Genomic DNA, 12,132 nt, shown 5'->3' with positions numbered 1-12,132 from the left:
TTCTATTTATTTCCTGTATCCTAACTGGATATTTTACCCGGATTAGAACTTCCTCGTTTTCTGATTTGTATTTTTGCCTTTTAGGAAGGTACTTTGACCCACCTAACCATACGTTATCGATGAAATATTTTCTATTAATGCTCTTCTTCGCTGGAGTTTCCATGCCTTTACTGGGGCAAGAAGACAGTGTCACCCATACACTGGATGAAGTTATTATAAAAGAGAACCGAATGGAAATCCCTTTTTCCAAAAGCTCACGAAACATTCATATAATTCACAGAAAAGCGATTGAAACCACGCCTGCAAGGAGCCTTCAGGAAATCCTATCTTTCACACCGGGAGTAGATGTCCGACAACGAGGGGTCAGTGGCGTACAGGCAGACATCGGAATTCGCGGAGGTTCTTTTGAACAAACCCTAATGATGGTCAATGGAATCAAACTTTCCGACCCTCAAACTGGCCACCACATGGTCAATATTCCGGTTCCCCTGGCGGGGATTCAGCGTGTGGATGTCCTCAAAGGACCCGCCTCCCGAATTTATGGACAAAATGCCTATTCAGGAGCTATCAATATTATCACCGAGCTGCCTGAGACCTTACAGCTACATGCCAATATTTATGGGGGAGATTTCGGAATGCGCGGAGGAACGGTCCAACTGGGTATACCACTGGGGAAATACAAACAAAGCCTGGCTATTTCTCATGATGGAAGTGAGGGGCATTGGTACAATTCCGATTACCGGATCACCAACCTTTTTTACGAAGGAGGATTTTCAATTACTCCCCATCAGGAATTAAAAACCATGATCGCTTATGCCACCAGGAATTTTGGAGCGAATGGTTTTTATTCCAGTTCCTTCCCAGACCAATGGGAAAGTATTCAAACCACCCTGGCTTCGATAAGCCATACCCTGGAAAAAGACAAAACCTACCTTCAAACACGTGCCTATTGGCGAAAAAACCAGGATGAGTTTAGATTGCGCAGGTACGAACCTGATTTTTTTCAAAACCAACACGATACAGATGTGGTCGCCCTTGAAGTCAATGCCCGCAGAGAAATTGGAACAGGCACGCTGGGCCTGGGAGCGGAAATCCGGGAAGAACGTATTGATAGTAATAATTTAGGCAAAAGGGACCGAACACTGTTGGGGGCATTTCTTGAACATCGTCTTGAATTTGCTCAAAAGGGAGACATACGAGCCGGAATCTATTCCAACTATTATTCTGAGTACGGCTGGAAACATTTTCCTGGTGCAGAGGTAGGGTACCAGCTACATCCCTGGGTACGGGCTTATGCCAATTTCGGTAGCAGCTTCCGGATACCTACTTACACCGATCTATATTACCAGGGCCCTACCAATATCGGTAATGATAAGCTGGAACCTGAAAAAGCTCTGAATTACGAAGGGGGATTTAAACTATTAAGAAAGGGGCTCCGGGCGGAACTAGTTTATTTTAATCGGCACACCAACAACCTTATCGAATGGGCAAGACCGGACGCTGACACAGCCTGGCAACCCCAAAATTTCAATGAAGTCGTCTTTCAAGGAGTGGAAGCGGGCCTCCACTATTCTTTTGGTACTCAGGACAGGGCGATTAAATTGGATGAAATTTCAATCAGTTACAACTACATAGATGCCAACCTGGTAGAACGTGAGGGTCAGGAAACGCAGTACTCTTTAAATGCACTAAAACATCAGCTAATAGGCAGTCTTCAAGCATCCTTTAGAGAAAGCCTGGAGTTAACAGTAAAAAGCCGGTACATAGAGCGAATGAAACTAGCTCCCTATTTTCTTTTAGACCTGAGGGTTGATTACAATCGCCTGAAAAACGTGGGCTTCTTCGCGGAAATATCCAATTTAAGTAATACCGACTATATAGAAGCAGGTACGGTTCAAATGCCCGGCAGATGGGCCAGAGGAGGCCTTTCCGTTAATCTGAGTAAAAAATAAAAAGACGTGAAAAAAATGCATCAAAGTTTTGCATCAGAAAAATTTAAACCTACATTTGCATTCCCATCTGGTTTAGACGAAACCAGATGATAACTTTCAAATCAGTTTTGCAGTTGATATACAGAAATTTTAGCTCAGTTGGTTCAGAGCATTCCGATTACCATCGGAAGGGTCGGGAGTTCAAATCCCGGGAAAACCAATTGACTTATTGATATTTTGGGAGTTTAGCTCAGTTGGTTCAGAGCATTCCGATTACCATCGGAAGGGTCGGGAGTTCAAATCCCGGGAAAACCAATTGACTTATTGATATTTTGGGAGTTTAGCTCAGTTGGTTCAGAGCATTCCGATTACCATCGGAAGGGTCGGGAGTTCAAATCCCGGGAAAACCAATTGACTTATTGATATTTTGGGAGTTTAGCTCAGTTGGTTCAGAGCATCTGCCTTACAAGCAGAGGGTCGGGGGTTCGAATCCCTCAACTCCCACTTGATTATCAGCCACTTACAATAAAAAATTGTAAGTGGCTTTTTCATTTGCACACCATTTGCATAATAATAGTGCCTTAGCCCTTCTTTAAGGCACTATTTGGACCAAATAAATTCATGTGATTTGGGTATTGCATTTGACTTTTCAGTTTTTCGAGTTCTGTTTTATTTTATAACTTTAAACCCATGCCTATTTTCTCAAATAACTGATTTTACTTTTTTTGGCTGGCTTCTTATATGGCTTGTTTGCCCTGGCAGCTAGAACCTCATTGAGCATTTTTATTTCCACCATTACCCTGACTTTTCTTTTTAGCTTTTAACAATAATAGTATAGATATCAGGGGTTGGATTTAAAGTTGAGTGTCAATCTTTTAATGATCTTACTTATTTAACCTCAATAATCCTTTCATAATAAAATTTCCCTGTTTTTGTGTCAATAACGACATTGGTTTCGCCGGATACGGGTTGGTACCTTCCATTTTCACCATACCAGAAAAATAAAATTGAAAAAATGATTAAAAAAACTAATGCAATTTTCCGCTGATTTTTTAAATGCTTTTTCCATTCCTTCATTTCTAATGATTGGGCTGAAAAATCACCACCCTCGGAATCTATTTTTTTCCCATCCATATTTTTGAATTTGTAGAACCCAGGTTTTAACATCTTAGGAATACTTGGTTGTTTGAAATTAAAATATGATTTTTTTTGTGTCTGATTCTTCAACATTAAAGCAATATTTTCATCCATCAATTTAATTATCACTTTTTTGCCTTTAACAAAAATTGGAACCTCGTCTTTAGCTACTGAATTTTCAATTATGGAAGGTTTATTTTCTTTAGGCATGCTTTTTGTTGCAAATCCCAAATTTATTGCTTCTTTTGTGGGCCTTTGTGTTGTTTCTTCGAAAATATAATTCCCTAAACTGTCCTTCAAACCTTTAGAAATATACCAACAGTTCTTAATTAAATGTTTTTTACTGTCAGGATTACATTTTACATGATTTAGGAGGGATTGATTGTTTTGATTAATAATACCCCATCTTAAACTTCGTAAACATGTTGTTTTTATGCTTAACATTAAATCAAAGAGCTTATTTAGATTAGGATACTGAAAATCAATGTAAATTGAAAAAGTTCCTGGGTTTAGAAAGTGATTTTCAAAAATTGGAAGGTAGAATTTTTTTTGAGAAAGTAGTTCAAAAGTTTCTTTGCCAATTAGTCCTGATTCAAATCTATTAAAATTAAGATAACTAGTAAGTTGGGTAATATTTGACCATAATTCTTGTATCTGTAATTCTGGAACGTTATTGTTTATAAAGGAGATAACTTCTTGAACCTTTGTATTGTGTTCGAAATCTATTTGCTCTGGAATTGGTATCTCATTATTTTTGAAATCCTGAAAATATTCTACACAAAATTTGTAATATAAATAGGATGTCAACTCTGTACCCTTAAAATTATGTTTCTTTTCAATAACAATTATGTTTTTGAGTAGAGGTTCATAATACTTCGTCAAAAATATTTTTTGAATAGAAAGGATTTTTTCTTTTTCAACTTCTTTGTTGATAGAAAAGGTATTACTTAAATGAATAACACTTGAATTTCTCATTAATGGAGTAATATCGTAATGTATGAAGTCATGGGAAAAAAAGGAAAAACCGGAACCACCAATTTAAAAAATTCTTTACAACCGGCATCAATTTTTTGAATAATAATTATTTAGAGTAGTAAAAAAACCTTTGGTTCCTTGCTGATTAGTATCCTGGTCGGTTTTACCATTTAATTCGCAATAAATCTGAATTATCGAACTTCCACTAAGACATTTTTTCTCTTTTAAATTGAATTATTCCAGGTTGCAAACTACTTTTTATCAGATTGCTAAATCTCAAAATCAATTTTTTCCTTTTCTCTTAATCGCTGCAAAACCATTTTCATCAATTCCTTTTTTGTGATCCGGAATGGACTCAGGGTATAGGCAGCTGAACCTATGCATTTGTCAAATTCACTTTTGGCCCATTCTATTTTGGAGTTCACTTGGTGGAATTCTAGCTCTTCTGGGGTATAGCCTTGGTATTCCAGTTTCCAATAATCGATAGCTTTGGGATTGGCGGCAAGTGAGATGCTTCTCAGAATCTTATCATTCTCAAAAAAAGTCGTAGGAACATTGACCGTAACTCTTCCCACCATGGCCTCTCCCTCCGTGATGACGACTTTGAGGATTTTTTCTTTACTCATTTTGATGATCTCATACCAGTGAACTACCGGAACCACCAATTTGCAAGAACCTGTGGTCCGGGCTTCCAGGTCCTTAACGAATCCCCGACCAATTAACTGGATCCTGCCGTCAAGCACCGTGATTTCAATGCGGGTTGTTACTTTCCACGATTTAGCCGCATTAATGACCCGTTTGATTTCGTTAAAAGTCCGGAAGAATAGCTTGTTGTTGACCTCAATAATGACCATAAGATGAAGTATTGCTTAAATCATGTAGTTTTGTTCTATAATATAGGACTTTTTATTTCTTAAATCTTCAACAGATTTTAAAATAAATCCTCATTTCTGTAAGAACTTTGTGCTTTATGGCCTGATGGTTCAAGTATTCTCTTTTCAATTTTCCAAATAATATTTCCTTTTCATCCAATTCAGAAATTATTTTGCCATTTTTCCATTGACACTCATTTTTTTGGTTGTGAAATGTTTTTGGTTTTATTAAATCTCACAAAAGTCATTTTTCTTCCCTATTAATTATGTTTAGTGATTTGTAAATATGGTTAGTAAAGGGTTATTTGTATAGGTGCACATGTCATTGGACATGATCATGTACACTTCTTTATATAGCTGTACATGACGTGTACATACGGTGTACTTTTACTTTATATAGGTTTACTTATGATGACCGCCCACAATCAAATCCGTTAAGTCGGTCCTTTGCCTTTTTGATGGCCTCATTTTCTCGAATCTTTCGAGCTTTTTCCTTAGTGGCTTTTCTCTTTTTCTCCACTTGAAAAATTAAGTCTTCAAGCGGCATAGAAAATGAAACGTAAAATCCTCTAGTGGCTTTTCCATAATATGATAGGCCCCATCCATCGATTAGGTCATTCCTTAGTCGTTCCAGTTTGCGCCTGGTATTCATTTCGGAAACCTCTGGCGCAATATCAGATAAAATATCGGCCTCAATAGCTTTTATCTCCCCTGCCATTCTACTAAGCCAAAACTGGTTCGTTGTTTTCGAATATGCTTTATTGCCTATTATACTTTTCAAGGCTAAATAGCCAAGTAGACATACAACCTGCCGTTCACTCACGTGTTCGTATTTATACCTTTGGAGTACCGACACCTTCATTCCGGTCATGGCAGGACGTTTGCCAAATGACATTTGATCTACATAGTCAGAAATCCTTCGGCCTTTTAAATAGGCTTCTTCGCCCCCTAAATCACCATCAACTCCTAAGTAAGTAACGGCACTATCCATTCGTTCTCCATAATCCCCCAATTCCATTTTAGACGCTTGTTTATATGCGGCAAAATAGGCGGCACTCTGCAAAACGTGAAGGTATTTCTTATCAGATCTTGAACCTTGTACTCCTTTTAGAAAACCTTTTAGTAATTGAATGGGGAAATTGATATAACGGTCCTCTCTATATCTTCGCTTAGTCATTTCAGCCTCCGTTCCTTCTTTATCACAAAGCTCTCGTACGATCGAGTTCGGATATAAATTCCCCCATTAGCCTCTCCATGACCCTGGTAAGCGTCCTTAATCTCACTATATTCATCCTTACCTACTTTGACTTTAAATTTGATAGATATGGATGCTATTTTTACCATTACAATAGTTCCGATACCTGGAATATACTTTGGCGGTCCTATGGTGTTTCTTCTACCTTCTGCACCTTCAAAATTAAATGCAGTTTCAAGAATCCTCCCGGAATAACAGGTGCCTTCTGGCTGGTACCCTATATAGCTGATTGCGTCAATCCTACGTTCTGTTAAGCCATTGTCAGTCATGTATTCACATGATTTAGCCATTAGGAAAGCACGGTCCGGCACCTTGGGATATTTACTCCTAGTATTGCTCGCTCTTAATTTTGCAAGTTCTTTTAGGTTGACGGACAATTTCGTAACTTTACCCTGTCGAGTAGCTTTGACACTTAAGGAGGAAGTATTTGGATCCCTATTCATGACTTCCTCCTTTCCTTTTGGAAATGATTTTTTTTGCCGCTTCCTCAACATCAAAGGACCGTTTATTGCCCTCTTTTATCCATTGAGTCAGATCGTTTTTAGAAAAATACAAACGCCCTGCCCGTTTATGGTGGGGTATCAACCCTTTTGACACATAGGCATAAAGCGTTTGTTTTTTTACGTGAAGAAATTCGGCTGTTTCCTGGATCGTCATTAGCTGGTCTCCGGAAGCGGTCGCGGCATTCTCCAAAATAAGTGACTTGATTTGCTTTACCTCTTCAAACAAAGAGGCCACCGCTTTAGGCAGTGACTCGAAATTGATTTGATTTGATTTCATAAGTGAAACGTTTAAAGTGATTCACAAATAAATAATATCTTGCAAGATGGAATTTTCAGGAATTTTCGGGAATGAAAAAAAATCCAAGTAAATCAGAAAAATCCAATAAATAAACTACTAAAAAAAAGTCAACTAGAATTTTCAGGAATCGAATGCGGTCATTACCTGAAAAACTTATCAAACTCCTTTTTAATCTTCTGATTAACGGACTGGAAACTCTTGTAAGGCTCGCTTATGTTTTTATTATCTGGAACCTTAAAAAAATCGCAAAGGACTTTTCCCACAATCTTATAATCTAGGTTATCGTTTATTGAATTACCTTTTAAAGAAATATAAAGACCTGCTAAAAGTGTCTTTCCAGTTGAAAATGGTGAATTTCTGTTCGTAGTCAGTTGGTAGTCCCCATTCCACAAGGCTAGATCAATACCTTTTTTTAAAACTTGATTGATTGTCAATTTTGGCTTAGCTTTCCAAATTGTTTTTAATTCACTGTTTTTCTTGTCTTTCTTAACCACGTATAATGACCAAAAATTACCTCTGCTGGCGTAATCAAAAATGGAGAAAAATAAAAATAGGGAGCTTTCATATTCATGAATAAAAGGAACTTTTTCATTTTCTTTAATAAGTATTTTTTTAATTTTTTTTCTAATTTTCTTTTTATTTTCTTTGGAAATTTTAGAATATCGTTGGTTGTAAAATACTTCGTAGTGAGGAAACTGAGCATAATCGGTTGATTTACCTAATTTCAAATCAAAATACTCAATCAAAAACCGAAAACCAGAACTTGACAACTTGACAAAATTATTAAATGATCCCCCATTGATTTCATATACGCCATCAACAAAATTTTCCCATACCTCAATTTTTGAACTCGGAATCAAAATTGCGCCTAATTCTGCGATATCTAATAAATGCTGGTTATTTAAAAAAACTTTGCTTTCTACTTCAACGGTATTTAGTTTTTTAAGTACAATTCCTGAGATAAACCGTCCCCGTGATAATTGGTAGGATTCTTTCTCCATGTAATATTTGGATTTTGATAAGTCAATCTTTAACTAATTCCAAAAGCATTTTCAAAGCGGCCATCTTATCATGTAAGTAAATACCTACCCCATTCTCCTGTTTTTGTGCCATTTTGATGGCCCCAGTCTTTTCATGGCCTACCTCTTCCAAATTTTTAAGTGACCAATCCGGATTTAAAAAATCACCCATGTTGGAAAATGCAACGGTGGCCAATTCTTTAATCATTCTTCTCTGGGTGACCTCCAGGCTTTCCAAATGAGGTTTAGCACGGTACTGAAGGTATTCTTTGATGTAAGGTTTTGTCAGGTTTTCATGGCCTTGCTGCCGTGCGCAATTCATGCTATATCCTGCTTCTTTGGCTGCTTCCGTAGCATTGAATGAACAAAGGTAATGTTCTGCAAAACGAAATTCCTTTTCTGTTAGGCGGACTACATCACCGCCCAAGTCAAATATTTTTTTCATGTTTCCCTTAATTATTCATAAATATAAAAAAACACAGTGAAAAATGAGTTATCCCTATTGAACAACATTCTTATCTGCTCCCTTTTTGGTATTGAAGGTAGCCCAGTCTAAGACCGAAAGGCTAGACTTATTAGTTTAGGGTCTAGCGGGTAAACAGGGACTTTAATTTTAAGTTTAACATACATGAATGGTAGCCTGCTGTCCTAAACCTCCTAATACGGGATTAATAGTATGGGTCGTTGAACAAGTCCGCATCCTAGCTTTTTTTATAACTGATAAAGGATTTGGATGGGGGCTCTTGCAATACTCATATGGTTGAGATTGCCTTTAGCTGGCCGGAGTCCGTTGGAGATATCCTATACAATGTACACTTGAAAAAATGTCAGAAAAGCATGGAGACCAAATGCTTCCATCTGTCAAAAATTTAGTACGCCTTATCTGTTGCTTCTCTTTTACCAACTTTGTGAAAATTAATCGGTTAATTTTCCTAATAATTTGGAAAAACAATGTAATATTACCAACAAGAAATTCTCGGTTTTTGGTGTAAACCCAAAGTAATATTTTTGGTAAAAAAGTGAGGCTCCTAAATTTCTATTTAACACACTATTTAGATTATATAATGAAAAAAAACTCTGTTTTTATTTTAATTCTTGCTATTATTTCTTTCTCTTGTAATAATTCATCATTAGATAAACACAAAACAAAGAAATCGGATGTAGAAATCGGCTATGATATTGCCGATTTGACTTTGGAATTTGATGCTGAAAAAATTGGATTATTGTCCATCATGAAAGACGTTTCACATGAAAAGGTACATTCAATATTAAGAGATTATTTAGTAGTACGACATGTTTCTTATTTGAATATAACTCAAAACCCGAATTATATAATTGATGCTGTTGATTCAATATCACAAAAGAACGAATTGGCATTAAATGTAACAGCTTCAATAATCTATAATTATAAGTATGGAATGATTTCGGACGATTATTAAATCAGTATTGGTTTGAGTTGTATTAACGGGATGGAGTCTGTTTGCATTATCGTTATTTGTTAATTTTACTTCACACTTTCATGAAGATATAATAGTAAAATAATTCACGACCAATCCCTCCAAACAAAGAACTAAACCAAAACAGAGTAGACTACCAAAAAGCCCACCTAAAAAGGAAAGTCCTTGGCGAAAATAATTAATATAGGCATCTGGGTAATAAACAAATCCTTCGCTATGTGTCGGGAACAGGTTTTAAAGTCATTATTTACATAATATTAGATTAATATATAATAATGAATTATTTAATAAATTCAGTAAATCAAATAATTAAAATATCTCTTAATCCCTTATACAGCGGACTGAACGCCCCATTTCTTTACTACTGCCTGTAGTTCTGCTTACTAAGTTACTATTGTAAATCATGCTACGGCTCCACGGATGTGTATCATTGCCCTCCGTTGAACTCCACCAAATTCCAGCACTTCCAATGCTGTAGAATGCGCCATCTCCGAAACGACCACCGCCAGGAAGGGCCGTAAAGCCTGTTTCGTTGGTTACTTCGGTTTCTGAGATTCTCCAATGTAAATTACCCGTTGCTTTTAGTTTACCGCCTGCATTGCTTGCTCCTCCCAAATAATCGGTTAGTTGAGTCCACTCTGAATCGCTTGGCAAATGCCATCCGGTTGGGCAAACCCCCTGTATTCCACTTGGGTTGGCAGTACTGCTCTCCGCTCCATTCATAGCCGCTGGCCAATTGTATAAAACACCATAAACAGAATATTCCTCTGTAGCTTTGGCCTCATTTACCACTAATCCATCATAGTTGTAAACGTAATAGTAAGCATTTGTGTTTGAGCTTGTGGTGGGGCTAACTACGCTTGGTAAATATGCAAGATTTTCTGCCATCCAAACCTGATTGCCTATTGTTACTGTTTGGTAAATGTTTCCGTCGCGGCTATCAGTAAATGTGTTTTCCTGAGTTATTACAGGCTGATCAACTTCCTTACAACTATTTGTAAGTATTATCAACAATCCCATAAAAATGAAACGACTAATTAGAATGGTCCTTTTTTTTGTCATTTAAATTAAATTTATTGGATTAGGTACTTAAATACTATACTTAATTTTACGATCCTATTAAAGAAGTGAATGAAATGCAATCACTCCAAAACATTTTTTTACCTCATAAAATCCGTAATATCCTCCAATATCTCTTTTTTGGTCTTGTCCTCAAAGCCTGCAAAGTAGTTTTTTGTGGTTTTTAGATCCGAATGGCCCAGGGCTTCGCTGACATATTCCATACTTGCTTTTTTCCTAACCGCTGTGGTGGCAAAGGAATGCCGGGCCCAATAGGTGGAAATATCCCCGGTCAGGCCATTGGCTTCTGCCAGCTTCTTAAGGTGCTGATTTATGTAGCGGATAAAGTTTTGCTTTCTTTTGTGCATTTCTTCCTCGGTCATTGATTCATCCAGGATGGGAAATACAAAACTGCCATTTCTTTGATCCTCGTTCCTGTACTTTTTAATAAACCCTTCCGCAAAGTCCGAAAGGGGTACCTGGATTGGTTTAATGTTTGCCTTTTTGGTAACTTTTGTCTTTTCTCTGATAAAGACTATTTGACCATCCTGAATATCTTTCCATTTTAGATGAATAATGTCCTTCATGTTCATCCCATTGCATACGAAGGAGAAAAACCAAAAATCCCTGGCTTTTTCCTGTTCAGAGGTTTTGGGTTTCGCTTTGAATAGAATGCTTAGCTGATCGCTGTCAAAGGATTTTTTTACATTGGTAGAAGCTGGTATTTCATACTTTTTTACCCCAAAAGGATAAAATTCTTTGTCTATGGCCTCGGCATCTATAGCCCTGTTAAAAATGGTCTTCAATGCCCTCAGGTACATGCTTACGGTAGTAGTAGACCTTTTCTTAATGGCAGTCATCCAGTATTCAAAGTCATTCAAAAATTTAACGGTAACGTCTTGGAAAATCAGGCGGGTGGGTTGCCTTCCTTTTTTTTCCCCAAGATACGATTTTAAAGACCTCATGCTTAATTCGTAATTAGAGGCTGTTGAAAATTTATTGTACCTTTTTAGTTCCTGGATATAGTTTTCATAATGGAAAAATACATTGGTATACTCCCCGGACTTGATGGATAATGAATTTTCCAACGCTTCAAAAGTAAAAGCATTGATGTTATGTACTTTATCCTGGTAAAAAGATAAAATTCCTTCCAGACTATTTTTAAATTCCCTTTCCTCCGGTCTCAATCTTTGCCCCCTTTCTGGGAAGAGTATTTTATCAAAGTTTTTAATGGACAGGTCAAAATCGGTGGTATACAGCCTGGCTCTTTTGGTGGTACTGTCATAAACCCTAATCCTCACTGGGAAAAGACCGTTATCCTTCTTTCTCCTGGTATCATGGTAAAAGTTTACGGCAACAGGGTCCTTGGCTTTATCTGTTTTTTTTCTCATGTCGAAGTAGCTTTAAACAAATATAAGCATTTGCACACCATTTGCACAAAAATAGATCCTAATTTGCATAATCAAACAATTAGTAAACCAATACCAAAAGAACATAAATACCTAATTATCAATGTATTTATATAATATAAAAGGAATAAAAAAATAGAGTAATTTCTACCTTACAAGCAGAGGGTCGGGGGTTCGAATCCCTCAACTCCCACTACTTTGGCCCTTAATCAGGGCC

11 protein-coding genes and 1 tRNA gene are annotated in these 12,132 nt (G+C 37.0%); 3 read left to right on the top strand and 9 right to left on the bottom strand.

The features are described 5' to 3' along the window. Positions 1-119 precede the first annotated feature (119 nt). Together GJQ68_RS20980 and GJQ68_RS20975 are read left to right on the top strand one after the other, a co-directional pair. Entirely contained in the window at positions 120-1,952 is a 1,833-nt protein-coding gene (locus tag GJQ68_RS20980) for a TonB-dependent receptor plug domain-containing protein (RefSeq protein ID WP_162419234.1), read from the top strand. A 408-nt stretch (positions 1,953-2,360) separates the two neighbouring features. Then, a tRNA-Val gene (locus GJQ68_RS20975) sits at positions 2,361-2,435 on the top strand. A gap of 384 nt (positions 2,436-2,819) precedes the next feature. Here the strand turns inward: GJQ68_RS20975 and GJQ68_RS20970 are convergent. The 7 genes from GJQ68_RS20970 to GJQ68_RS20940 all read right to left on the bottom strand — a co-directional run bounded on the left by GJQ68_RS20970 (position 2,820) and on the right by GJQ68_RS20940 (position 8,435). Next, entirely contained in the window at positions 2,820-4,043 is a 1,224-nt protein-coding gene (locus GJQ68_RS20970) for a hypothetical protein (protein ID WP_162419233.1), read from the bottom strand. A gap of 269 nt (positions 4,044-4,312) precedes the next feature. Beyond that, positions 4,313-4,897 carry a hypothetical protein gene (locus GJQ68_RS20965; protein ID WP_162419232.1) on the bottom strand — a complete coding sequence of 195 codons (585 nt, stop codon included), beginning with the start codon at positions 4,895-4,897 and terminating at the stop codon, positions 4,313-4,315. A 424-nt stretch (positions 4,898-5,321) separates the two neighbouring features. Next, positions 5,322-6,092 (bottom strand): hypothetical protein, encoded by a 771-nt coding sequence (locus GJQ68_RS20960; RefSeq protein WP_162419231.1) that lies wholly within the window; start codon positions 6,090-6,092, stop codon positions 5,322-5,324. Continuing rightward, positions 6,089-6,664 carry a hypothetical protein gene (locus tag GJQ68_RS20955; RefSeq protein ID WP_162419230.1) on the bottom strand — a complete coding sequence of 192 codons (576 nt, stop codon included), beginning with the start codon at positions 6,662-6,664 and terminating at the stop codon, positions 6,089-6,091. The genes GJQ68_RS20960 and GJQ68_RS20955 overlap by 4 nt, the downstream gene beginning before the upstream one ends. After that, a complete protein-coding gene (locus GJQ68_RS20950) occupies positions 6,606-6,950 on the bottom strand; it encodes a helix-turn-helix domain-containing protein (protein WP_162419229.1) in 345 nt (114 codons plus the stop codon). The genes GJQ68_RS20955 and GJQ68_RS20950 overlap by 59 nt, the downstream gene beginning before the upstream one ends. A 161-nt stretch (positions 6,951-7,111) precedes the next feature. Beyond that, the gene (locus GJQ68_RS20945) at positions 7,112-7,972 is read right to left on the bottom strand and encodes a hypothetical protein (RefSeq protein ID WP_162419228.1); all 861 of its coding nucleotides are present in this window, start codon (positions 7,970-7,972) and stop codon (positions 7,112-7,114) included. A 22-nt stretch (positions 7,973-7,994) separates the two neighbouring features. Then, positions 7,995-8,435: a terminase small subunit gene (locus GJQ68_RS20940; RefSeq protein ID WP_162419227.1), complete on the bottom strand. Its 441-nt coding sequence runs from the start codon at positions 8,433-8,435 to the stop codon at positions 7,995-7,997. Between the two features lie 619 nt (positions 8,436-9,054). On the opposite strand from GJQ68_RS20940, the gene GJQ68_RS20935 reads away from it, so the two are divergent. Beyond that, positions 9,055-9,429: a hypothetical protein gene (locus GJQ68_RS20935; RefSeq protein WP_162419226.1), complete on the top strand. Its 375-nt coding sequence runs from the start codon at positions 9,055-9,057 to the stop codon at positions 9,427-9,429. A 339-nt stretch (positions 9,430-9,768) separates the two neighbouring features. On the opposite strand, the gene GJQ68_RS20930 is transcribed toward GJQ68_RS20935, so the two are convergent. Continuing rightward, positions 9,769-10,509, bottom strand: a complete 741-nt coding sequence (locus GJQ68_RS20930) for an FISUMP domain-containing protein (RefSeq protein ID WP_162419225.1) — start codon at positions 10,507-10,509, stop codon at positions 9,769-9,771. A gap of 98 nt (positions 10,510-10,607) precedes the next feature. Beyond that, positions 10,608-11,897 (bottom strand): tyrosine-type recombinase/integrase, encoded by a 1,290-nt coding sequence (locus GJQ68_RS20925; RefSeq protein ID WP_162419224.1) that lies wholly within the window; start codon positions 11,895-11,897, stop codon positions 10,608-10,610. Between the last annotated feature and the right edge of the window lie 235 nt (positions 11,898-12,132).

The organism is Cyclobacterium roseum, from assembly GCF_010119225.1.
GTDB lineage: Bacteria > Bacteroidota > Bacteroidia > Cytophagales > Cyclobacteriaceae > Cyclobacterium > Cyclobacterium roseum.
Note: the sequence above shows the minus strand (reverse complement) of the source record. Positions and strands in the feature narration are given on the sequence as shown.